The organism is Streptomyces sp. NPDC054783 (genome assembly GCF_053611725.1).
On the sequence record NZ_JBSHAY010000051.1, the window covers coordinates 24,558 to 48,184 of the forward strand.

The 23,627-nt window shown below is 71.7% G+C and carries 18 protein-coding genes; 9 read left to right on the forward strand and 9 right to left on the reverse strand.

The genetic code is table 11. The features are described from left to right. Nucleotides 1-314 precede the first annotated feature (314 nt). The 4 genes from ACWGJ5_RS43160 to ACWGJ5_RS43175 are packed head-to-tail and all read left to right on the forward strand — an operon-like array spanning nucleotide 315 to nucleotide 4,874. Nucleotides 315-3,392: a nitrate- and nitrite sensing domain-containing protein gene (locus ACWGJ5_RS43160; protein ID WP_453315080.1), complete on the forward strand. Its 3,078-nt coding sequence runs from the start codon at nucleotides 315-317 to the stop codon at nucleotides 3,390-3,392. Beyond that, a complete protein-coding gene (locus ACWGJ5_RS43165) occupies nucleotides 3,389-3,823 on the forward strand; it encodes a roadblock/LC7 domain-containing protein (protein ID WP_453315081.1) in 435 nt (144 codons plus the stop codon). Before ACWGJ5_RS43160 ends, ACWGJ5_RS43165 begins: the two co-directional genes overlap by 4 nt. A 9-nt stretch (nucleotides 3,824-3,832) precedes the next feature. Then, complete coding sequence (locus ACWGJ5_RS43170) at nucleotides 3,833-4,228, forward strand: DUF742 domain-containing protein (RefSeq protein WP_453315082.1); 396 nt, start codon at nucleotides 3,833-3,835, stop codon at nucleotides 4,226-4,228. 40 nt (nucleotides 4,229-4,268) lie between these two features. After that, nucleotides 4,269-4,874, forward strand: a complete 606-nt coding sequence (locus tag ACWGJ5_RS43175) for a GTP-binding protein (RefSeq protein ID WP_453315083.1) — start codon at nucleotides 4,269-4,271, stop codon at nucleotides 4,872-4,874. A gap of 133 nt (nucleotides 4,875-5,007) precedes the next feature. On the opposite strand, the gene glpK is transcribed toward ACWGJ5_RS43175, so the two are convergent. From glpK to ACWGJ5_RS43200, 5 genes are all read right to left on the reverse strand, one after another. After that, nucleotides 5,008-6,537, reverse strand: a complete 1,530-nt coding sequence (gene glpK, locus ACWGJ5_RS43180) for a glycerol kinase GlpK (protein ID WP_453315084.1) — start codon at nucleotides 6,535-6,537, stop codon at nucleotides 5,008-5,010. Nucleotides 6,538-6,689: 152 nt separating this feature from the next. Next, nucleotides 6,690-7,439, reverse strand: a complete 750-nt coding sequence (locus tag ACWGJ5_RS43185; protein WP_453315085.1) for an MIP/aquaporin family protein — start codon at nucleotides 7,437-7,439, stop codon at nucleotides 6,690-6,692. A 379-nt stretch (nucleotides 7,440-7,818) separates the two neighbouring features. After that, nucleotides 7,819-9,462: an EAL domain-containing protein gene (locus ACWGJ5_RS43190; RefSeq protein WP_453315086.1), complete on the reverse strand. Its 1,644-nt coding sequence runs from the start codon at nucleotides 9,460-9,462 to the stop codon at nucleotides 7,819-7,821. Between the two features lie 133 nt (nucleotides 9,463-9,595). Continuing rightward, nucleotides 9,596-10,786, reverse strand: a complete 1,191-nt coding sequence (locus ACWGJ5_RS43195; RefSeq protein ID WP_453315087.1) for a lipid-transfer protein — start codon at nucleotides 10,784-10,786, stop codon at nucleotides 9,596-9,598. After that, a complete protein-coding gene (locus tag ACWGJ5_RS43200) occupies nucleotides 10,783-11,208 on the reverse strand; it encodes a Zn-ribbon domain-containing OB-fold protein (RefSeq protein WP_453315095.1) in 426 nt (141 codons plus the stop codon). The genes ACWGJ5_RS43195 and ACWGJ5_RS43200 overlap by 4 nt, the downstream gene beginning before the upstream one ends. A 157-nt stretch (nucleotides 11,209-11,365) precedes the next feature. Here ACWGJ5_RS43200 and ACWGJ5_RS43205 point away from each other — a divergent pair, with 157 nt between their 5' ends. Both ACWGJ5_RS43205 and ACWGJ5_RS43210 read left to right on the forward strand, forming a co-directional pair. Further along, a complete protein-coding gene (locus ACWGJ5_RS43205; RefSeq protein ID WP_453315088.1) occupies nucleotides 11,366-12,175 on the forward strand; it encodes a M15 family metallopeptidase in 810 nt (269 codons plus the stop codon). Between the two features lie 46 nt (nucleotides 12,176-12,221). Continuing rightward, nucleotides 12,222-12,758, forward strand: coding sequence for an NUDIX domain-containing protein (locus ACWGJ5_RS43210; RefSeq protein WP_385318122.1), 537 nt, complete (start codon nucleotides 12,222-12,224; stop codon nucleotides 12,756-12,758). Between the two features lie 10 nt (nucleotides 12,759-12,768). On the opposite strand, the gene ACWGJ5_RS43215 is transcribed toward ACWGJ5_RS43210, so the two are convergent. Continuing rightward, entirely contained in the window at nucleotides 12,769-15,129 is a 2,361-nt protein-coding gene (locus ACWGJ5_RS43215; protein WP_453315089.1) for a glycoside hydrolase family 31 protein, read from the reverse strand. A 214-nt stretch (nucleotides 15,130-15,343) separates the two neighbouring features. Here ACWGJ5_RS43215 and ACWGJ5_RS43220 point away from each other — a divergent pair, with 214 nt between their 5' ends. Beyond that, on the forward strand, nucleotides 15,344-17,311 hold the full coding sequence (locus tag ACWGJ5_RS43220; protein WP_453315090.1) for an acetoacetate--CoA ligase: 1,968 nt from the start codon (nucleotides 15,344-15,346) through the stop codon (nucleotides 17,309-17,311). A gap of 12 nt (nucleotides 17,312-17,323) precedes the next feature. Here the strand turns inward: ACWGJ5_RS43220 and ACWGJ5_RS43225 are convergent, their stop codons facing one another. Beyond that, the gene (locus tag ACWGJ5_RS43225; RefSeq protein WP_453315091.1) at nucleotides 17,324-18,643 is read right to left on the reverse strand and encodes an aminotransferase class I/II-fold pyridoxal phosphate-dependent enzyme; all 1,320 of its coding nucleotides are present in this window, start codon (nucleotides 18,641-18,643) and stop codon (nucleotides 17,324-17,326) included. Between the two features lie 130 nt (nucleotides 18,644-18,773). Here ACWGJ5_RS43225 and ACWGJ5_RS43230 point away from each other — a divergent pair, with 130 nt between their 5' ends. After that, a complete protein-coding gene (locus ACWGJ5_RS43230; RefSeq protein ID WP_453315092.1) occupies nucleotides 18,774-19,979 on the forward strand; it encodes an MFS transporter in 1,206 nt (401 codons plus the stop codon). 24 nt (nucleotides 19,980-20,003) lie between these two features. After that, complete coding sequence (locus ACWGJ5_RS43235; protein WP_453315093.1) at nucleotides 20,004-20,897, forward strand: hypothetical protein; 894 nt, start codon at nucleotides 20,004-20,006, stop codon at nucleotides 20,895-20,897. A 127-nt stretch (nucleotides 20,898-21,024) separates the two neighbouring features. Here the strand turns inward: ACWGJ5_RS43235 and ptsP are convergent, their stop codons facing one another. Continuing rightward, on the reverse strand, nucleotides 21,025-22,695 hold the full coding sequence (gene ptsP, locus ACWGJ5_RS43240) for a phosphoenolpyruvate--protein phosphotransferase (RefSeq protein ID WP_453315094.1): 1,671 nt from the start codon (nucleotides 22,693-22,695) through the stop codon (nucleotides 21,025-21,027). Nucleotides 22,696-22,773: 78 nt separating this feature from the next. Further along, on the reverse strand, nucleotides 22,774-23,223 hold the full coding sequence (locus ACWGJ5_RS43245) for a PTS sugar transporter subunit IIA (RefSeq protein ID WP_055705222.1): 450 nt from the start codon (nucleotides 23,221-23,223) through the stop codon (nucleotides 22,774-22,776). Nucleotides 23,224-23,627: the final 404 nt, after the last annotated feature.

Genomic DNA, 23,627 nt, shown 5'->3' on the forward strand with positions numbered 1-23,627 from the left:
GGATGCGGCACCTGTGGCCCATTCCGCCCCCATTTCCCGTAGAGAAGGACGAACGAGACCGGCCGATGATTCCCGACCGGGGAAAAATTCCAGCCAACCGCCCGGTCACTGCAGCTCCGTCCGGCCGGGCGCGGCCACGGGATCGCGGTGGCAATCTCCCGCAATGCCCGGACAACTCGGCATCTCTTGCCGCCGGAGCGGAAGTTGACCCTCCGGACATGTCTTCGAGTTATCTGTGAGGCGGTAGTAGGCTCGCGCCGTTTGTTGACGGACATGTGCACCCCCGGCCGGCGGGGGTCGAGCTGGGGGAGGCCATGCGCTTTCGCGGGAAGTCCATCCGCCGGAAGATCGTGGCGCTGCTTCTCGTGCCGCTGGTGTCCCTGACCGCCATCTGGGGCTTCGCAACGGTACTCACCGGGCGCGAGGTCGCCCGGCTGTTCCAGGTGACGGACGTCAAGCAGGACATCGGCTATCCCGCCGAGGACACCGTCCGCGTACTGCAGCAGGAGCGCCGCCAGACCCTCGTCTACCTGGCCGACCCGAGAGCCGCCGACGGCCTCTCCGCGCTGCAGCGCACCCGCGCCGCCACCGACCGGGCGATCGCCACGATCCGCAAGAACGCCGGCGCCCACGACGTCGTCGACAACATGGACGCGGACGACAGCGAACGCCTCACCGCCGCCCTCGACGCCTTCGACGGCCTCGGCTCCCTGCGCCGTGACGTCGAGCAGCGCACGGTCACCCGCGCTCAGGCCTTCGACCTCTACAACCGCCTGGTCGACCCCTGCTTCACGCTGTTCGCCGTCCTCGAAGGCATCGACAACGTCGACCTGGACGCGCAGGAGCGCGCGCTGGTCAACGTCAGCCGCGCCCGTGAACTGCTCTCCCGCGAAGACGCCCTGCTCGGCTCGTCCCTCGTCGTCGGCCGGCTCACCCGGGGCGAGACCCGTGACATCTCCGACCTCGCCGCCCAGCGCAGGGTCCTGTACGACGTCAGCCTGCCACTGCTGCCGGCCGCCGACCGGGAACGCTACGAACGCTTCTGGAAGGACGCCACCACCGCCCCGCTGCGCACGGCCGAACAGACCGTCATCGACACGGACTCCGGCACTCCCCGCGGCGTCACGGCGCAGAGCTGGGACTCCGCGGCCGCGAACGTCCTGGACGAACTCGGCACCCTCGACGACCAGGTCGGCGACCACCTCCAGGGCCGTACCCACCCGGTGGCCATGGGCGTCATCCTGCAGGCGGCCGTCGCGGGCCTGCTCGGCCTGGTCGCGCTCGTGTTCTCCCTCTTCCTGTCGGTCCGGATCGGCCGCGGCCTCATCCGCGACCTGCGTCAGCTGCGGCTGGAGGCGCACGAGGCCTCCGGTGTCCGGCTGCCGAGCGTGATGCGCCGCCTGTCCGCCGGCGAACAGGTCGACGTCGAGACCGAGGTACCGCGCCTGGAGTACGACAAGAACGAGATGGGCGAGGTGGGCCAGGCCCTCAACACCCTCCAGCGGGCCGCCGTCGAGGCCGCCGTCAAACAGGCCGAGCTGCGCTCCGGCGTCTCCGAGGTCTTCGTCAACCTCGCCCGCCGCAGCCAGGTGCTGCTGCACAAGCAGCTCACGCTCCTCGACACCATGGAACGCCGGACCGAGGACACCGACGAGCTCGCCGACCTCTTCCGCCTGGACCACCTCACCACCCGTATGCGCCGGCACGCCGAGGGCCTGGTGATCCTCTCCGGCGCCGCACCCTCCAGGCAATGGCGCCGCCCGGTGCAGCTGATGGACGTCGTACGCGCCGCCGTCGCCGAGGTCGAGGACTACGAACGCGTAGAGGTACGCCGGCTGCCCCGGGTCGCCGTCACCGGTCCGGCCGTCGCCGACCTCACCCACCTCGCGGCCGAACTCCTTGAGAACGCCACGGTCTTCTCGCCCCCGCACACCGCCGTCCAGGTGCTCGGCGAGCGGGTGGCCAACGGTTTCACACTGGAGATCCACGACCGGGGTCTCGGCATGACGGCCGAGGCGCTGCTGGACGCCAACCTGCGCCTCGCCGAGACACCCGAGTTCGAACTGTCCGACACCGACCGGCTCGGCCTGTTCGTGGTCAGCCGCCTCGCCCAGCGACAGAACATCCGGGTCTCGCTCCAGCCCTCGCCCTACGGCGGCACCACCGCGGTCGTGTTCATCCCCGACGCGCTGCTGAGCGACGACGTACCGGACACCAACGGCCTCGGCTTCCGCCTCGACCGAAAGCGCCCGGCGAAGGAGGTCGGGCAGGCGGGCCGCGGCGCCGGACGTTTCGTGGCACCCGCGCAGCTGCCCGGCCTGCCGACTTCGTTGATGGACGGCCCGATAGAGCTGGATGCGCCGGTGGATCTCGACGCCATCGACGCCTTCCCCGGCGTCCTGGCCGACGAGGAAAGCGAGCGCGGCGGACTGTTCCGGCCCCGTCGCACCCGCGCCGACGACCAGGCGCCGCCCCCGCCCGCCGACCGCGCGTCACGCGAAGAGGCCGACGACCGCGGGCCCATACCGCTGCCGCGCCGGCAGACCCCCAAACTGGTCAGCTCACACGGCAGGCCCGTCACCGACCAGCAGCCCCCCGCCGCCTCCCGCCGCCCCGACACGGGCGGACTGGACCCGCTGCCCTCCCGCCGCCGCACCACCGCCTCCCGCCGGCCTGCCGAACTCCCCGACGGAGTCGGGGAACGCGACGCGGCCGCTGCGGAGCGCACGGACCGAGTCCAGGAAGGTGACGGGACCGCCAGCGACGGCACCGGCACGACGCCGCCCGAGCCCTCCTATGGCGCAGATGCGACGCCGGGCGTTCCCCCTCTGCCGTGGCGCACCACCGCCTCCCGCCGGCCTGCCGAACTCCCCGACGGGGCCGCTGCCGAGCGCACCGGCCGAGTCCAGGAAGGTGACGGGGCCGCCGGCGACGGCACCGGCACGACGCCGCACGTCCCCGCCCTGCCCCGGCGCACCCCGCCGCCCCAGCGCTCCGCCGACGACGGCCCGGACACCGCAGGCCGGTCCGGCACCGGCCCGGTCGAGCCCACCGGCGGGGGGTCCCGTCCCGGAGTCACCGGAGACCTCGGAGACACTGGAGGCACCCGTGGCCCCGCGGCCACACAGCCGGTCGGCGCACCGGGCGACGAGCCGGTCACCGGCACGCTGCCCCGGCGTGTCCGTCAGGCCAGCCTGGCCCCCCAGCTCAAGCAGGACACCGCACGGCGCGCGGACCGCGCGGCGCGGACCGCCGACCGCGACGCCGATGAGGTCCGCAGCCGGATGGCCTCGCTGCAGCGCGGCTGGCAGCGCGGCCGGGAGGAGAACGCCGGGGGCGACGCAGACCACAACGGCACAGCACAAGGAACGACTAAGGGGGACGGTCGATGACCGCACCGAAGACGACCGGCCACACCGCGACCGACAAGGGGCAGCTGAACTGGCTCCTGGACGACCTGGTCGATCGGGTCGCCAGCATCCGCAAGGCCGTCGTCCTGTCCGGCGACGGGCTCGCGACGGGGGTGTCCAAGGACCTGACCCGGGAGGACAGCGAGCATCTGGCCGCCGTCGCATCCGGCTTTCACAGCCTCGCCAAGGGTGTGGGCCGCCAATTCGACGCAGGCGGCGTCCGGCAGACGGTGGTCGAGCTTGACGACGCCTTCCTGTTCGTCACCGCCGCCGGGGACGGCAGCTGCCTCGCCGTCCTGTCCGATGCCGACTCCGACGTCGGACAGGTCGCCTACGAGATGACGCTCCTGGTCAAGCGGGTCGGCGTACATCTGGGCACCGCCCCGCGCACCGATCTGTCCGCAGGCGGGTAGTGGGATGACATGAGCACAGACGGTCAGGTGAGAAACCACTGGTTCGACGACGAGGCCGGACCGGTCGTCCGTCCGTACGCCATGACACGCGGCCGTACCACGAGTCCGGCCCAGCACCGGCTCGATCTGATCGCGGTGGTCGTCACGGAACCCGGCGCGGGTGACCCCGAAACGGATCCGGCGCTGTCGCCCGAGCACGTGGAGATCGTCGGGCTCTGCCGCGGCGAACCGCAGTCGGTCGCCGAACTCGCCGCCGGACTCGACCTGCCGATCGGAGTGGTGCGGGTGCTCATCGGCGACCTGGTGCACGCGGAACTCGTCCACGTCACACGCCCGGTGCCACCGGCCGAGCTGCCGGACGAGAGCATTCTGCGCGACGTGATCAACGGCCTCCGGGCGCTGTGATCCCGTACGGCAAGACCCCCTCGAGCAGGAGAAGAAACCGATGATCCTCGGGCGTTCTGAGCGCGGCAAGCCCCCGGTCGAGCCCGTCACGCTCAAGATCCTGGTGGCCGGCGGCTTCGGCGTGGGAAAGACGACCCTCGTCGGCGCGGTCAGCGAGATCAGGCCGCTGCGCACCGAGGAACTGCTCACCGAGGCCGGCCGCCCGGTCGACGACACCAGCGGTGTGGAGGCCAAGCACACCACCACCGTGGCCATGGACTTCGGCCGTATCACCCTGCGCGAGGACCTGGTGCTGTACCTCTTCGGCACGCCCGGGCAGGAACGGTTCTGGTTCATGTGGGACGAGTTGTCCGAGGGCGCGCTCGGCGCCGTCGTCCTCGCCGACACGCGGCGCCTGGAGGACTGCTTCGCCGCCGTCGACTACTTCGAGCGGCGTGGCATTCCCTTCCTCGTCGGCGTCAACTGCTTCGAGGAAGCGGCCCGTTACCCGGCCGAGGCCGTCCGGCAGGCCCTCGACCTGGACGACGGCGTACCCGTCCTGCTCTGTGACGCGCGGGAGCGGGAATCGGTCAAGGAAGTGCTCATCGGTGTCGTCCGGCATGCGATGGAGTACGCCGCGAACGACCGCCAGGCCGCCCTCGGCTGACCCAAGCCGCGCCCGGCCGGCCCACGGGCACGGCCCGTACCCCCGCCGACCGGGGTACGGGCCGTGGTCCGGTGAAGAGCCCTCACGCGTGCGTGCCGTGGAAGGAGCCCTCACGCGTGCGTGCCGCGCACCGTTACGCGCCGCCCTGCTCCGCGTCCCCCAGCCAGCCGAAGCTCTTCTCCACGGCCTTGCGCCAGTTGCGGTACTCGCGGTCGCGCACCGACGGCTCCATCGCCGGTGTCCACTCCGCGTCCCGCTGCCAGTGCGACTTCAGCTCGTCCAGGTCGTTCCACACGCCTGTCGCCAGACCGGCCGCGTAGGCGGCGCCGAGGCAGGTCGTCTCCGACACCCGTGGCCGGATGACCGGGACGCCGAGGACGTCCGCCTGGTGCTGCATGAGCAGGTTGTTCTTCGTCATGCCGCCGTCGACCTTCAGGGTGGTGATCCGCACGCCGGAGTCCTGGTACATGGCGTCCACGACCTCCCGGGTCTGCCAGCTCGTCGCCTCCAGCACCGCGCGCGCGAGATGGGCCTTGGTGACGTACCGGGTGAGGCCGGTGACGACACCTCGTGCGTCGGCACGCCAGTAGGGCGCGAACAGGCCGGAGAACGCGGGCACGATGTAGGCGCCGCCGTTGTCCTCGACGCTCGCCGCCAGTGTCTCGATCTCGTCGGCGGTGCGGATGATCCCGAGCTGGTCGCGGAACCACTGGACCAGCGCGCCCGTTATCGCTATGGACCCCTCCAGGCAGTACACCGGCGCCTCCCCGCCGATCTTGTAGCCCATCGTCGTCAGCAGCCCGCTCTTGGACGGCACCGGCCGGTTGCCCGTGTTCAGCAGCAGGAAGCTGCCGGTGCCGTAGGTGTTCTTCGCGGTGCCCACGTCGTAGCAGGCCTGCCCGAACACGGCGGCCTGCTGGTCACCCAGAGCCGAGGCGACGGGCACACCGGCGAGCTGCCCGACCGCCGTGCCGTACACCTCGGCGGAGGACCGGATCTCGGGCAGCACCGCCTCGGGTACGTTCATGGCGGACAGGATGGCGGGATCCCACTGGAGCGTGTCCAGGTTCATCAGCATGGTGCGGCCGGCGTTGGTGACGTCGGTGACGTGCCGGCCGCCCTCGGTGCCGCCGGTGAGGTTCCAGATCAGCCAGGAGTCGATCGTCCCGAAGGCGATCTCGCCGCGTTCGGCCCGCTCCCTCAGGCCGGGCACATGGTCCAGCAGCCAGGCCGCCTTGGGCCCGGAGAAGTAGCTGGCCAGCGGCAGTCCGGTCTGTTCACGGAAGCGGTCCTGGCCGTCCGTGCCGCCCAGTTCGTTGCACAGGGCCGCGGTACGGGTGTCCTGCCAGACGATCGCGTTGTGCACCGGCTTGCCCGTGGCGCGGTCCCACAGGACGGTCGTCTCCCGCTGGTTGGTGATGCCGAGCGCGCTCAGCTGGTCGGCGCGCAGCCCCGCCTTGGCGAGCGCCCCGGCAACCACGGCCTGCACCTTGGACCAGATCTCGGTCGCGTCGTGTTCCACCCAGCCCGGCTTCGGGAAGATCTGGCGGTGCTCGCGCTGGTCCACGGCGACGATGGCGCCGCTGTGGTCGAAGACGATGCAGCGGCTGGATGTGGTGCCCTGGTCGATGGCGGCGACGTAGGTGTCGGCGGTGTCCGTCATGGCAGTCCCCTGGGTCGCTGGGTCGGGTCGCTGGTCAGAGGGGCGCGTGTGCGGTGGGAGGGCGGCGTACGGGCCGGGAGCAGGCATACGGGGGCGTACAGGCCTACGGCGCGGACGGAGGCGCGTACGGGGTCGGCGGTGACGTACGGGGATCAGAAGGCCGCGTTGTAGATGGCGCCGGCGAGTGCCCCGCCGATCAGCGGCCCGGCGACCGGGATCCAGGCGTAACCCCAGTCGGACGTGCCCTTGTTGGGGATCGGCAGGAAGGTGTGCACGATCCGCGGCCCGAGGTCGCGGGCCGGGTTGATGGCGTACCCGGTGGGGCCGCCGAGGGAGAGTCCGATGCCGACGACGAGCAGGGAGACGATCAGCACGGTGGTGCCGGACTCGCCGAGTCCCTTGGTCAGCCCGAACGCGAGGATCGGCAGCACGAGCGCGACTGTCGCGATGATCTCGGTGATGAGGTTGGCGACCGGGTTCCGGATCTCCGGGATGGTCGAGAAGATGCCGAGCGTCGGCACCGGTTCGTCGGCCGTGCCCTCCGTCGTGCCCTCCTTGCGGACGTTGGCCTGGAACTGGGCGAGGTAGACGAGATAGGCCAGTACGGCCCCGAGCATGGCGCCGACGAGCTGGCCCAGCAGATACACCCAGACCTTGCCCCACTTACCGGTGTCGATGGCGATGCCGATGGTGACCGCGGGGTTGAGCTGTCCGCCGGACAGCGGAGCGGCGGTGTACGCGCCCGCGAGCACGCCGAAGCCCCAGCCGAACGCGATGACGACCCAGCCCGAGGCCCGCGCCTTGGAGTATCTGAGAGTGACGGCGGCACAGACGCCGGCACCGAAGAGGATCAGGATCGCGGTGCCGATCACTTCGCCGACGAAAATGTGTCCATTGCTCATGGCGGCTCCCTTGGCGCCGGTGGGGGCGGTGAGCCCCGGCCCTCCGTGCAGGAACGTTCCGTTGGCGTCTTCAGCCGTAGGCAGGGAGCCCCGCGCCCCGCCCGGCGTCCGTGACGAGCGTGCCGTCGCAGCCGTATCGCCGTGGAGGGACGAGTTGTGGAGCAGGACAGACCCGTGGCGCAGTGCCTGATAACGCCGAGAATGTACGGCGATGTCGACTGACACCGGGAAGTGTTCACCGGCGTCCCGGGGGCGTCAAGGTTGCCGACGGCGACGGTGACGGCGACTCGCCCCGCGGCCCGGTGGCGACGGTGACGGCGACCCACACGACGCCCAGGTCACGGCGCCGGACCCCGACGGAGGTGTGCGGGAAGGACGTTCATCGCCCCGGCTCGACCGTCGCGTAACCGGCCTGCGCCACCGCCCCGGTGCCGCGCCGGACCTCGTGGCCGGGCAGCCCGGCCCGTCCGAGCACCCAGCTCGCACCGCGCAGCGCCTTGGCCGCCTGCTTCAGCGGAGCGAGCTGCGCGGCGGCCTGACGGTGGTCGCCCACGCTTCCCGGCGCGCACACCACCGTCGCGAGGGAGAGCGTGACCGGCCGGTCTCCCGCCGACCAGGGCGCGTCGAGCACCGCGACCAGCGGGTCGAGCGCCTCCTCCTCGGCCAGCACCAGGAAGTCGTCCCCGCCGATGTGCCCCACGCGCGCGTTCCCCGAGACCGCCTGCTGCAGCGCCCGCCCCACCGAGCGGATCAGCTCGTCGCCCATGGCGAACCCGGCACCGTCGTTGACCTGCTTGAAGTGGTCGATGTCCAGCCAGCTGAGCGCGAAGGTCCGGCCGTCCGCGATCCACCGGTCCACCTCGCCGGTTATCGCGTCCGAACCGGGCAGCCGGGTCAGCGGATTGAGCCCGGCGGCCTCCTCGACCCGGCTCTCGGCCAGGGCCCGCACCAGGTCCGCGAGCCGTACGACACCGACGCACCGGCCGTACCGGTCGACCACCGCGACATCGTCGGAGGTGCGGTCCCGGCCGCCGATCGCGACGACGTCCAGCACCTCCCATGCGGTGGCGTCGACGCCGACCGTACGGGGCGCGTCCCCCAGCTTGAAGGCCGGCCGGTCGGCGTACAGGGCGTGCCCATAGCGGCCGGACATCGACAGCAGGAACCGTGAGCGGTGCACCGAGCGCACGGGCCTGCCCACCTGGTCCACCAGCAGCACACCGGACACGTCCGGCGATCCGGTCAGCAGCCCCCGCACCTGTCCCGCCGAAGCGGTCACCGGCAGTACGGCGGCCGGGCGCACGAACTCCCGCACCGACGGCCCGGACCGGGGCACACCGACGGTGCCCGGGGAGCGGGGCGGAACGTATACGTCCGCGGCGGGGATCCGGGCCGGCGGCGCGAACAGCTCGCCCTGGCCCAGCTGCGCCCCGGCCGACAGCGCCGCCGCGTATTGCAGCTCGGTCTCCACCCCCTCCACCGCCACCAGGGCGCCCAGCACCTCGCACAGGGTCCGCATCGCCCGCACCGCGGCCGGCCGGGACAGCAGCGAGGCATCGAGTTTGACCAGGTCGGGGGAGAGGTCGGTGAGCAGCCGGAGCGGTACGTCGCCGTCCCCGATGCCGTCCGCGCTGATCCGGAAGCCCTGCTCGCGCAGTGTGGCCACGGCCTCCAGCAGGGCCCGTTGCGGCACGTGCGTGTAGGGCGGGACCACGTCCAGCGTCACCTCCCAGGGCTGGCGTCCGGCCGCGCGCACGGCGTCGTGCAGCGGGGCCAGGCCGCCGAGGTCGGCGAGGGTGGCCGCGAACACGTTCAGATGCAGCGGCAGCAGGGTTTCCTTGTGCGTCGCGGCGCGGAGCGCCAACACCGTCAGCCTTCCGTCGAGTTCGGGGTCTCGGCGGGCCTCGGCCAGGATGTCACCGGTCTCCGGGCGGGCGAGTGTCTCCAGTGCGGTGACCGCGCCCGTCCTCAGGTTGACCACCGGCTGGAAGGCGAAGCGGAGAGTGTCCGTCCAGGAGTGCACGGGAGCATGATTTCGCTGCCCGCGTGCGCCCAGGGGCAGTTCATGAGACGTTCACGCAGGATTCCGGGGTGGTCACACAGCGTAGAAAACCTCTGTGGCCTCTGGTGTCACACCCCGCTCTCCTCCGATGCTGTCACCTCACCGCGATCACCGACGATCCGTGCCCGAAGAGTCCCTGATTGGCGGATATCCCCACGCGTGCCCCGGCGATCTGCCGGTCGCCGGCCGTGCCTCTCAACTGCCAGGTCAGCTCGCAGACCTGGGCGATCGCCTGGGCCGGCACCGCCTCCCCGAACGAGGCGAGCCCGCCACTGGCGTTGACGGGTATGCGGCCGCCCGGGGCCGTCGCGCCCTCCCGCAGCAGCTTCGCCCCCTCTCCCTCGCCGCACAGTCCCAGGTCCTCGTACCACTGCAGCTCCAGCGCGGTGGACAGGTCGTAGACCTCGGCCAGGGACAGGTCGCCGGGGCCGGCGCCGGCCTCCTCGTAGGCGGCCCGGGCTATGGAGGCCCGGAAGGTCTCATCGGGGGCGCCCACCGCGACGGCGGAGTCCGTGGCGATGTCCGGCAGGTCCAGCACCGTGTTCGGGAAGCGCGGGGTCACAGTCGACACCGCCCGGATCCGCACCGGCCGGGTCGTCCCGTGCCGGTGCGCGAACTCCATGCTGGAGAGCACCAGGGCCGCCCCGCCGTCGGAGGTGGCGCAGATGTCGAGCAGCCGCAGGGGATCGGCGACCACCGCGGACGCGGCGACCTCCTCGACGGTGACCCGTTTGCGGTAGCGGGCGTGCCGGTTGAGCGCGCCCATGGCGGCGTTCTTCACCTTGACCAGGGCGAAGTCCTCCGGCGTGTCCCCGTGCACCGCCATCCGCCGCCGCGCGTACAGCCCGAAGTACGCCGGGTTGCTCGCGCCCAGGACGCGGAAGCGCAGCCAGTCCGGATCGTCCGGCCGGTCGCCGCCCGCCGGCCGGAAGAACCCCTTGGGCGCCGCGTCCGCCCCCACCACGAGCACGACGTCCGCGAGCCCGGCGAGTATCTGGGCCCGGGCCGTGGCGATCGCCTGCGCTCCGGAGGCGCACGCCGCGTACACGCTGGCGACCCTGGCCCCCTGCCAGCCCAGAGCCTTGGCGAAGGTCGCTCCCGCCACATACCCGGGATACCCGCCACGCACCGTGTCCGCTCCCACGACCGAGCCGACCTCGCGCCAGTCCAGACCGGCGTCCGCGAGGGCCGCGCGGGCCGCCGCCGTGCCGTACTCCACGAAGGAGCGGCCCCACTTGCCCCATGGGTGCATGCCCGCGCCGAGCACCGCCACGTCCATCGTCACGCCCTCACCCCCGTCGGCCGCCAGTGCCAGGTCGTCCAGGCCGTCTCCGCGTCCTCGTGCAGTACTCCGGGGACGACCTCCACCTCCATGCCCACCGTCAGATCGGCGACGGTGACCCCGGGAGCCGCCTGTCCGAGCACCACGATCCGCTCGGCCTCCAGCTCCACCGCGATCAACGCGTAGGGCTCCCACGGAAGTTCCCGGTCGCTCACATAGGGTGACGGCGGACGGTACCGGCTGTCCGTGTACGACCAGACACGCCCGCTTCGTGACAGGGGCACCTCCTCCAGTGAGCCGCCGTCGCAGTGGGGGTTGCGGCAGCGGACGTCCTCGCGCGGGAAGAAGACCGTGGCGCAGGACGAGCAGCGGGTGCCCAGAAGCCGGAAGCCGTCTCCCTCGCCGGCGAACCATCCGTCGACCACGGGTGTGCGTGTGTGCGGCAAAGGTGCCTCCCATCATCACGTTTCCTGACGGAGCGTCAGGAGTGTGGCACGGGCGCCGGGAAATGGGCAGGGCATCCGAGGGAATCGCATCCGATCGCTTCCCGGCCGGAACGCGAACCTGATAGATGCAGGAGACATGACACGACTCACCGGTGCAGTCCGCGGTCTCGTCACCGCCTTCGCCGCCCTGCTGGCCGTGACCACCGCCCCCGTCACCGCCGGGGCGACGACGGGGACCAAGGCGCCGAAGGACTTCGTGGCCCTGAGAACCGTGGATCCGACGATCATCCAGGAGATGCGCTACTTCACCCCGCACAACTTCGTCGGCGAGCGCATCGACGGCTACGAGCAGCCGATGTGCATCCTGACCCGCCCCGCCGCCGAAGCCCTCCACAAGGCGCAGCTCACCCTGCTGCGCAAGGGCTACACCCTCAAGGTGTACGACTGCTACCGGCCGCAGCGGGCCGTGAACCACTTCGTCCGCTGGGCCAAGGACCTCGACGACCAGTCGATGAAGGGCGAGTTCTACCCGAACGTCGACAAGACCCGTCTGTTCGCCGACGGTTACATCGCCGAGAAATCCGGCCACAGCCGCGGCTCGACCATGGACCTCACCATCGTGCAGCTCCCCGCAAGGCCGACCCGGCCCTACCACCCCGGTCAGCCGCTGGTGCCCTGCTTCGCGCCCAAGGATGAGCGTTTCCCCGACAACTCCGTCGACATGGGCACCGGATTCGACTGCTTCGACACCCTCGCCCACACGCTCGACCCGCGCATCCAGGGCGAACAGCGAGCCAACCGCCTGCTCCTCAAGAACACCCTGGAGAGCCTCGGATTCGTGAACCTCGCCGAGGAGTGGTGGCACTACACGTACAAGCCCGAGCCCTACCCGGACACCTATTTCGACTTCCCCGTGTCCTCGAAGTCGCTCATCGGCGACCACTGAGCAACCTCCGGAAGATGTCCCTCCTCTGATCGGATACAGTCCGCGCGTGTCCGAAACTCAGCACTCAACTGACAACTCCGCACCGGATTCCCACTGTTCGAGTTGCGGAGCGCCCTATGGAGAGGGCGTTTCCGGCTGGCCGCGCACCTGCCCGTCCTGCAGGGCCGTCGCCTATCGCAATCCGCTGCCGGTCGCGATCGCGCTCCAGCCCGTGTACGACACCAAGGGCACGGCCCTGGTCGTCATCACCCGGACCGTCGCCCCCGCGCGCGGGGGCACGGCACTGCCCGGCGGCTACATCGACGACCGGGAGGACTGGAAGCAGGCCGTCGTACGCGAGCTCAAGGAGGAGACCGGCATCGACGCGGCCGCGCGGGACGTACGGCTCGTGGACGCCATGAGCTCGCCCGACGGTCACCTGCTGCTGTTCGGACTCCTCCCGGAGCGCCCGGCGGAAGGGCTCCCGCCCGCCGACCCCACGGACGAGACCGAGGGCTGGCGGCTGCTGCGCCGGCCCGAGGAGCTCGCCTTCCCGCTGCACACCGTCGCCGTACGGGCCTGGTTCGAGGGCCGGTACGTCTGAGTGGCGCGGCTCAGCCGAGCCCCCGCACCCGCACCGGGAAGGGGGGCTCGGCGGAACCGTCCTCCCGCTCCCGGGTCACCACCACCCGAGGGCCCTGCCGGCGGGCGACGTAGCGCTCGATCTCCGGCTCGTCCCACGCGGCGCCCGCGTCCGGCACGACCAGACCGCCGCCCGTCCGGCCACGCGCGGGTGCCCACACCTCCAGCTCCAGGCCGCCGTCGGCGCCGCGCACGGGAATGACCGCGCCGGCCCGGGCGAACACAGGTATCCGTGACAGCGGCGCGTCGACAAGAACCTGCCCCGGCCCCTCGTACGCCTGCTCCGTCACGGTGTCGTACCAGCGGCCCCGCGGCAGCTGCACCGCCCGACGGTCGGCACCCGGGTCCAGCACCGGAGCCACCAGCAGAGCGTCCCCGAGCAGAAACGTGTCCTCGCAGTCGCGCAGCGCCCGGTCCTCCGGCGCCCCCCACCACAGCGGCCGCACATAGGGCGCGCCGGTGCGCCGCGCCAGATGGGCCAGCGTCATGAAGTACGGCAGCAGCCGCCGCCGTTCGAGCAGCGCCACGCGCGCGTGCTCCAGCACCTCGGCACCGAACTCCCAGGGCTCCCGGCGCCCCGCCCGCAGACTCGCGTGGGTCCGGAACAACGGCAGATACGCGCCGAGCTGGAACCACCGGAGATACAGCTCGGGCGACGGACTGCCGTCGAAACCGCCCACGTCCGGGCCCGAGTACGGCACCCCGCACAGACCGAGCCCCAGCACCAGCGAAAGCGACGCCCGCAGCCCCGGCCAGCCCGTCGCCACGTCCCCGGACCAGGTCCCCCCGTACCGCTGCATCCCCGCCCAGCCCGACCGGGAGAACAGGAAGGGCCGCTCCCCGGGCGACAGCTCGCGCAGCCCCTCGTAGCCCGCCCGGGCCATGCAGAGCGCGTACACGTTGTGCGCTTCCCGGTGGTCGCCCCCGCGCCCCTCCAGGGCGTGCCGGGCCGACCGCGGCAAGGTGAGCTCTCCGAAGGCGTTGAACGACGTCGGCTCGTTCATGTCGTGCCAGAAGCCCGCGAAGCCCTGCCCGAGTCGTTCCTCGTAGAGAGAGCCCCACCACTTGCGCACGCGCGCGTGCGTGAAGTCCGGGAAGACCGACTCCCCGGCCCACACCACACCGCCCACCGTCCGCCCGGAGGCGTCCCGCACGAACGCGTCCACGGCCGAACCGCCGGCGTACACCGCGTTGCCCGGCACCGCCTTCACGGCCGGGTCGACGATCGACACCAGCCGGATCCCGTCCCGGCGCAACTCCTCGGCCAATTGGCGCAGCTTCGGGAACCGCTCCTGATCGACGGTGAACACCTGGTGGTCGTCGTAGTGGTCGATGTCCAGGTGCACGGCGTCCAGCGGCAGCTCGCGCTCCTGGTAGCCGGCGACGATCCGGCGGACCTCCTGCTCGCTGCCGAAGCCCCACCGCGCGTGCTGGTGGCCGAGCGCCCACGCGGGCGGCAACGCGGGCGCACCGGTCAGCGAGGCCCACGTGTGCAGCACGCGCGCGGGGGTGCCCACCATCACCCAGCAGCGCAGCGGCCCGCCGTCCATCCGCAGCTCGCAGCGCCCGGCCCGGTCGTGCCCGGACCCGGCGCCCTCCTCGCCCTCGCGCAGCACGACCGTGCCGTCCCACGTGGAGTCGTGGAACACCAGATGCGTGCCGGCGTCGGCCACCACGAGCTGCACCGGCATGGTCACGTAGAGCGGATCGTCGCCGGGGCCGAACGCCCGGCCGGGATCGGTGTTCCACAGCCGGTACGTGCCGTCCCGCAGCCGGGGCCCGGACGCCCGGCCGCCCAGACCGAAGAAGCGCGCGTCCGCCGCCACCTCCGACCGCTGCATCCAGCGCGCCGTGCCTCCGCCCACAGGCTCCCACCAGCGCGGCGGCAGATCCCGGCGCAGGGTCACCCCGCCCGGCGTGCACACCTCCACCGCCCCGTGCCGCGAGACCGTGACCGTCACCCGCTCGGCGACCACCCGCCAGCCACCGTCCTTGTCCGGCTCCAGCACCGCGCGCGGATCCGGCTCCGGACAGCCCCCCGCGAGCGCGTACGACGGCTGCGGAGCGGCCCCGTCCCACCCCCAGAACACCGCCCCGTTCACCGCCACGGTGATCCGCAGCTCGGACCGGCCGAACCGGATGACACCGCCCCCCGGCCCCGGCGCCACGCTCGTCACCTGTCCCGGGACCCGCGCCCGCTCGGCCCCCCGCGGCGGCAGGCCGACCGCGTCGATCCGCCTCCTGCGCCACGCGGCCCGCACGGTACGCAACCCCCGAGCCGCCCTCCCCGAACCGACCACACTCACCGAACGCACCAGGTCACGACCGTCCATGCTGCTCACCCTGCCACTGAGCGCCCCACGCGCGCGTGTCGTTCAACTGCCGTTCACCCGTGCCGGGACCACATCTTCACGACACGGACTATGTGGGGCGCACCCTGGTGCAGAAGTCGATCACATGGCATCGTCCCTGTCAGCCGCGTCACGCGCACACCCCAGCCCGTGCGCGGACCGACGCACACGACGCGCACAGCCCGGGAGCCGCCCCATGACGACCGCGAACCCCCAGCCGCTCTGGCAGCCCGACCCCGAGCGGATCGCCCAGGCACGCATCACCCAGTTCCAGGCATGGGCCGCCGAGCACCACGGCGCCCCGGCCGAAGGCGGCTACCCGGCGCTGCACCAGTGGTCCGTCGACCAGCTGGACACCTTCTGGAAAGCCGTCACCGAGTGGTTCGACGTACGGTTCTCGACGCCCTACGCGCGCGTGCTCGGCGACCGTGCCATGCCCGGCGCCCAGTGGTTCCCCGGCGCCACCCTCAACTACGCCGAGCACGCCCTGCGGGCCGCGGCCGACCGCGCGGACGACCCCGCCCTCCTGTACGTCGACGAGACCCACGAACCGCGCCCGGTGACCTGGTCCGAACTGCGCCGCCAGGTCGGCTCCCTCGCCGCCGGACTCCGGACCCTCGGAGTCCGCCCCGGCGACCGCATCAGCGGCTATCTGCCCAACATCCCGCAGGCCGTCGTCGCCCTGCTCGCCACGGCCGCCGTCGGCGCCGTCTGGACCTCCTGCGCGCCCGACTTCGGCGCCCGCAGCGTCCTCGACCGCTTCCAGCAGGTCGAACCCGTCGTCCTGTTCACCGTCGACGGCTACCGCTACGGCGGCAAGGAGCACGACCGCCGCGAGACCGTCGCCGAGCTGCGCCGCGAGCTGCCCACGGTGCGTGCCGTCGTCCACATCCCGCTGCTGGGCACCCAGGCACCCGAGGGGGCGCTGGAGTGGTCGGCGCTGACGGCGGGGGACACCGAGCCCGTCTTCGAGCAGGTCCCGTTCGACCACCCGCTGTGGGTGCTCTACTCCTCCGGCACGACCGGCCTGCCCAAGGCCATCGTCCAGTCCCAGGGCGGCATCCTGGTCGAGCACCTCAAGCAGCTCGGCCTGCACTGCGACCTCGGCCCCGAGGATCGCTTCTTCTGGTACACCTCGACCGGCTGGATGATGTGGAACTTCCTCGTCTCCGGCCTGCTCACGGGCACGACGATCGTCCTCTACGACGGCAGCCCCGGCTATCCGGACACGGGCGCCCAGTGGCGGATCGCCGAACGCACCGGGGCCACCCTCTACGGCACCTCCGCCGCCTACGTCATGGCCTGCCGCAAGGCCGGCGTCCACCCCGCGCGCGACTACGACCTGTCCGCCGTGAAGTGCGTCGCCACCACCGGCTCCCCGCTGCCGCCCGACGGCTTCCGCTGGCTGCACGACGAGGTGCGCGACGACCTGTGGATCGCCTCCGTCAGCGGCGGCACCGACGTCTGCTCCTGCTTCGCCGGCGGCGTACCGACCCTCCCGGTGTACACCGGCGAACTCCAGGCACCCGGTCTCGGCACCGACCTGCAGGCCTGGGACCCGAGCGGCAAGCCCGTCGCCGACGAGGTCGGCGAGCTGGTCGTCACCAACCCCATGCCCTCCATGCCGATCCGCTTCTGGAACGATCCGGACGGCAGCCGCTACCACGACAGCTACTTCGACACCTACCCCGGCGTCTGGCGGCACGGCGACTGGATCACCGTCACCTCACGCGGCACCGTGATCATCCACGGCCGCTCCGACTCCACCCTCAACCGGCAGGGCGTGCGCATGGGCTCCGCCGACATCTACGAGGTCGTCGAGCGCCTGCCCGAGATCAAGGAGTCCCTCGTCATCGGCATCGAGCAGCCCGACGGCGGCTACTGGATGCCGCTGTTCGTGCACCTCGCGCCGGGCGCCGTCCTCGACGAGGCACTCCTGAACCGCATCAAGCAGACCATCCGCGAACAGCTCTCGCCGCGCCACGTACCGGACGAGATCATCGAAGTGCCCGGGGTCCCGCACACCCTCACCGGCAAGCGCATCGAGGTCCCCGTCAAGCGCTTGCTGCAGGGCACGCCCCTGGAGAAGGCGGTCAACCCCGGCTCCATCGACAACCTCGCCCTGCTGGGCTTCTACGAGGAACTCGCCCGCAAGCGCGCCTGACCCGCAGGCGGGTCACCCGCCATAGGTGGCCTCGGACTCACCCAGCACGGAGGCGAAGTCCGAGGCGAGCCGCGCGGCGTCGGCGGGCTCAAGACCGGCGGCCGTGATCCGCACCCCCGGCCCCGAAGCCAGGCGGAACCGCGCCCCGGCCGCGACCCACCAGCCGTACGACCGCAGGCCGTTCACCACCGCCGACTCGTCGCGCACGGGCACCCACACGTTCATGCCGCTCGCGGCGTGCGAGGCGATAGCGCGTGCGGCCAGCTCGCCTGCCAGCGCGGTGCGCCGCAGCGCGTACGTCTCACGCGCGCGTGCCACCAACGCGCGCGTGCCCTCGTCCGTCATCAGGCCGTGCACGGTCTCCTGCAGCAGGTGACTGACCCAGCCCGAGGTGAGCAGCAGCCGGCCGTCGTGCCGGGCGAGAGTGACCGGGTCGCAGGCCGCGGCCGCCCAGCGAAGATCCGTCCCCAGGAACTTGCTCACGGTCCGCACATGCACCCAGCGTGCCGGCCCCGCACCCGTGACCGAGTGCAGCGGGCCGCCGGCCACCTCGGAGGCGTGGTCGTTCTCCACCACCAGGACATCGGGCGCGTGACGCAGCACCTCGGCCAGCGCGTCCCGACGGCCGGCGGAGAGACATCCGCCGTACGGATTCTGCGCACGCGGACTGAACACCACGGCCCGTACCCCGGCCGCGAGCGCCCCGCGCAGAGCCTCCGGGCGCATTCCTTCGTCGTCCACCGCGACTGGGACGATGCGCAGCCCCAGTGCAGCGACCAGATCCAGCAGATGGTGGTACCCCGGGTCCTCCATCGCCACGCCGTCCCCGGGACGCAACTCGACAGACAGCACCCGGTCGATCAGGTCCAGCGCCCCGTGCGCGAACGTCACGTGTTCCACGGGGACACCGTCCGCGCCCAGCCACTCGCGCACCACGTCCTCGAGCCGCGCCAGCCGGGGCGTGGACCGATGGGAGCGGGCGCCCGGGGAGAGGCGTGAGGGCGGCACCAGAGCGGGCAGCAGTGCTGGATCGGGGTGCCCGCCGGCCAGGTCCCGCAGTCCTTCGGGCACCTTGGGCGGCCGCCGAGACCCGACCGCGGGAGCCGGCGCGACCACCGTGCCGCCACGCCCGCGCGTGACGACGATGCCCCGCCGCCGCAACTCCTTGTAGGCCGTGGCAACCGTGCCCGGACTCACCCCCAGCTCGTCCGCGAGCCGCCGCACGGGCGGCAGCGCGACCCCCGGTGCCAACGCTCCGTCCGCCACGCCCCGTTCGACGGATCCGGCAATTCCCTTGGCCGTCGTACCGCTGATCTCATATTGTGTTGCCACGTTCGCAATTATGTATCAGTACATAACTTTCGGCAAGTGACAAGCTCCACCAGAGGGGGAACCAGTGGACGCCAAGCCCGAGGCCGCCATCCGTCCGTCGCGCATACCAGGAGGCCGCGACGGACGCCGGATGCTCCTCATCACCTTCATCGACCGCATCGGCAGCGGCCTGTGGGCATCCGTCTCCGTCCTGTACTTCACCTACGTCTCGGGACTCTCCGTCGCCCAGGTCGGCACCCTCGTCGCCGTCTCCGGCGCCGTCGGCATCGCGGGCGCACCCCTCGGCGGACGCATCGCCGACCGCTTCCCCCTCACCCGGATCCTGATCCCACTCCAACTCCTGCGCGCGCTCGCCTCCTTCGGCCTGCTCACCACCGACCACTACCTCCCGCTGCTCGCGATCTCGGCAGTCGGCAGCCTCGCCGACCGCGCCTCCAGCGTCCTCACCAAGCTCTACGCCGCCCGCATCGCCGGCCCCGACCGCGTCCGCTACCAGGCCGTCAACCGCACCGCCTCCAACGCGGGCTGGGCCCTGGGCGGCCTCGCCGCCGCGACCGCCCTCACCCTCGGTACCACCACCGCCTACGGCTGGCTCCTCACCGGCGACGCGCTCTCCTTCGTGGCGATCGCGCTCCTCACCCTCACCTGCGGGGAACCCCCGTCCGTCAGCCGTGTCGCCGCCTCCGGCACCACACCCTGCGCCGCCAGGCCGGCCAGCCCCTGGCACGACCGCACCTACCTCGCATACGTGGCGACCGATGCCGTCCTCTTCCTCGACGACTCCGTCTTCCAGATCGGCCTGCCCCTGTGGATCGCGCACACCGAAGGCGTGCCCCACGGCCTCGCACCCCTGCTGCTCGTCCTCAACAACCTGATGGTGGTCGCCCTCCAGGTGCCGCTCGCCCGCTACGGCACCACCACCGCGGCAGCCCGCAAACTGCTCCTCCCGCTGTCCGCCGCCTCCGCCGCCGGCGGCATCACCCTCGCCCTGTCCGCCACCGGCGGCACCTCCCAGGCGATCTGCCTGCTCACCGCGTCCGCCGCCCTGTTCACCCTGGCCGAGATGCTGCACGCCGTCGTGTCCTGGGAGCTCTCCCTCGCCCTCGCGCCGGACACCGCACAGGGCGCCTACCTGGGCGTACACGGCCTTGCCCAGTCCGGCCAGCGCAGCCTCGGCCCACTCGCCGTCACTGCCGCCATCGCCACCGGCCCCCTCGGCTGGACCGTCTTCGGCGCCACCATCGCCGCGACCTGCGCACTCCAGCACCGACTGGTCCGGGACCGCCTCCAGCGAAGCCCGTTGTCAGTGCCGCCGGTTACGGTGAGTGAGCATTGATCGACCGCGCACTATGGGGGAAAAATGGCGCACACCGACCACCAGACCCTGCGACGCGTCCTGCGCCGTGAGATCGCCGGCACCATCGGCCTGCTCACCGACGAACACGACTTCAGCGCCATGCGGCGCTACCGCAGCTTCACCTTCGACGACCACACGACCTACCTGAATCAGGTCGAGGCCGTCCTCAAAGCCCGCGCCGCCCAGGGCACCCACACCACCCTCGCCCTGTTCGACCCCGAGGACTACGCCGCCTACTGCGCGGAGACCGGCCTCGACCCCGAAGCCCCGACCAGCCGGACCCGCTTCACGGCGGAGCTGGCGGCCACGGGCCCCACCATCCCCTACGACGGCCAGCCTCTCGCCACGCTCGTACCCGCCCTTGTGGACGAAGCAGTACGCCAGGCGACATGGGAGTACGCCACCACCCTGCTGTCCCGCCTCGGCCCCTGCCCCACCTGCGGCGAGGACATCGGCAGGGCGGCCTTCACCCGCGCCTCCGACCTCCTGTTCCGGATCCTCGACAGCGCACCCGACGGCGACCGGCACCTCGTGTGCAGCGTCTCCGGACCACCGGACACCCTGGTCTCCGTCCTGCACGGCGACCAGGACGGCGACGGCGCCCTTCGCCTCGACGAGGCCGAGGCCCTGGAATTCACCAGCGTCCTCGCCCTCGGCCTCGCGACCCGAAGCCCCGGCGGACTCGTCCTGCGCACCAGCGCCCCGGACACCACCGACCGCGTCTACGGCTGGCGACTGCGCTCCGGCGGTCTCGAACCACTCACCGCCTCCGAGGTGTTCGACGCCTACTGCACCGACATCGAATCCGGCGACATCATCTCGCCGGAATCCGGCGTCGACTACTGCGAGCCCCCCGACCTCGGGGACGAGAGCACGACACCCGGCCACCGGCACTGACCCGCGGTGCGCCGAAGGCACTGACGAGGCCGAGCACACGCCGAGCACACGCCGAACGCACCAGGGGCGCCCCACCCGAAGGCGGGACGCCCCTGCACCCGGCACGCGCAACGCGGCGCCGGTACGGCTACTCGCCGGACAGCACCGCCTGAGCCGCGCCGCGCGCCTCCTCGGCGCTGTCCGCGGCACGCGCGGCCGCCGCGGCCCGCTCGCACTGCGCCAGCGTGTACTTCGCCAGCGTCGCCCGGACATAAGGAATCGACGCAGCACCCATGGACAGGGAGGTGACACCCAGACCGGTCAGCACACAGGCCAGCAACGGGTCGGACGCGGCCTCACCGCACACACCACAGCTCTTGCCCTCGGCCTTGGCCGCCTCGGCGGACAGCGCCACCAGGTCCAGCAGCGCCGGCTGCCACGGGTCCTGCAGCCTGGACACAGCGCCCACCTGACGGTCGGCCGCGAACGTGTACTGCGCGAGGTCGTTGGTCCCCAGCGACAGGAACTCGACCTCCTGCAGGATCGAACGCGCCCGCAGCGCGGCCGACGGGATCTCCACCATCGCGCCGAACTTCGCCTGCAGCCCCGCCGCGCGGCAGGCGTCCGCGAACGCCTTCGCGTCCGCGCGGTCCGCCACCATGGGCGCCATGACCTCGAGGTAGACCGGCAGCCCCTCGGCGGCCTTCGCCAGCGCGGTCAGCTGCGATCGCAGGATCTCGGGGTGGTCCAGCAGCGTCCGCAGACCCCGCACGCCCAGCGCCGGGTTCGGCTCGTCGGCCGGAGTGAGGAAGTCCAGCGGCTTGTCCGCGCCGGCGTCCAGCACCCGCACGACCACACGACCCTCGGGGAACGCCTCCAGCACCTGCCGGTAGGCCTCCACCTGCTTCGCCTCGGAAGGAGCGTTCTTGCTGTCGTCCAGGAACAGGAACTCGGTACGGAACAGACCCACACCCTCGGCCCCGGCCTCAACCGCGGCCGGTACGTCCGCCGGCCCACCCACGTTGGCCAGCAGCGGCACCTTGTGACCGTCCGCCGTCACACCCGGCCCGGTCGAGGCGGCCAGCGCGGACTTGCGCTCGGCTGCCGCGGCCTGCAGCTGCGCCTTCTTCTCCTCGCTCGGGTGCACGAAGATGTCACCGGTGCTGCCGTCGACAGCGATCACCGTGCCCTCGGCCAGCTCACCGGCCCCCGGCAGCGCCACGACCGCCGGCACACCCAGCGCCCGCGCCAGGATGGCGCTGTGACTGGTCGGCCCGCCCTCCTCGGTCACGAAACCGAGCACCAGAGAGGGATCCAGCAGCGCGGTGTCGGCGGGCGCCAGATCCCGCGCCACGAGCACATAGGGCTGGTCGCTGTCCGGGACACCGGGCATCGGAACGCCCAGCAGCCGGGCGACGATACGATTCCGCACATCATCGAGGTCGGCCACCCGACCGGCGAGGTACTCACCCGCACCGGCCAGCAGCTCCCGATACGCCGCGAACGCGTCGTACACCGCCCGCTCGGCCGTGCTGCCGACGGCGATCCGCCGGTCCACGTCCGCCATCAGCTCGGGGTCCTGGGCCATCATGGCCTGCGCCTCGAGCACGGCCTGGGCCTCGCCCCCCGCCAGATTGCCGCGCGCCATCAGATCAGCGGCCACGGCGTCCACGGCCTGGCGGGCCCGCCCCTGCTCACGCTCGGCATCTTCCGGGGGAATCTGCTTGGCGGGCGGCTCCAGCACCGCCGTACCCATGTGCCGAACCTCGCCGATGGCCACGCCATGGCTCACGCCGACGCCTCGCAGCGTTGTCTCCATCTCACCCGTCTCCGATAGTGCGGCGGGTCCCACCGCCGCGGTGGTTGTACTGATCGCCGTCCGATGACGGCACTGCCGTCAGTTCCAGGCGAAGAGGCTGTCGCCGGCCTTCACGTCTCCGCTGTCACGGAGGTCCGAGAGGGACTCGGCCGTGGCTTCGAGGGCGACGACGGGGCAGACCGGGGACTTGCCGGCGGCCTCGACCGCGGAGGGGTTCCAGCGCACGATGGCCTGCCCGCGCGTCACGGTGTCGCCCTTGTTGACGAGGAGCTCGAAACCCTCGCCGTTGAGCTGCACCGTGTCGATGCCGAGGTGGGTGAGCACGCCGTGCCCACTCTCGTCCACCACGACGAAGGCGTGCGGGTGCAGGGAGACGATGACGCCGTCCACGGGCGCAACGGCTTCAGAGGGCTCACGCACGGGGTCGATCGCGGTGCCCGGGCCGACCATGGCCCCGGAGAAGACCGGATCAGGCACTTCGGCCAGTCCGATGGCCCGTCCAGCGAGCGGGGACGTCACGGTGGTCATGGGAAGCCTCCCAAGGAGTGGAGCTGCGTACGGGCCGTCACTACCTGTCCCGGACGGCGCTGGCAGCAGCGTATGTCATATGAAGTGGCGGTTCCGTATGGAAGCTACCAGGTAGTGGTCTAGACCACCAGCCCCGTGGATTTGCACCGCCTTCAAGGCTCCGTGTACAGTCGTACTCCTGCTTGGGGCGAAGGCCGCGAAAGCGCCCTCGCTCAGCAGCACCCAAACTCGTCAGATCCTATCTCTGGATCCGCTTCGGCATGTCCGCAGGGCGGTGGTCAGAGAGACGGAAAAACCCTGGTAGAGTTTGAAACACCGAAGGGAAGCCCGGAGGAAAGCCCGAGAGGGTGAGTACAAAGGAAGCGACCGTTCCTTGAGAACTCAACAGCGTGCCAAAAATCAAC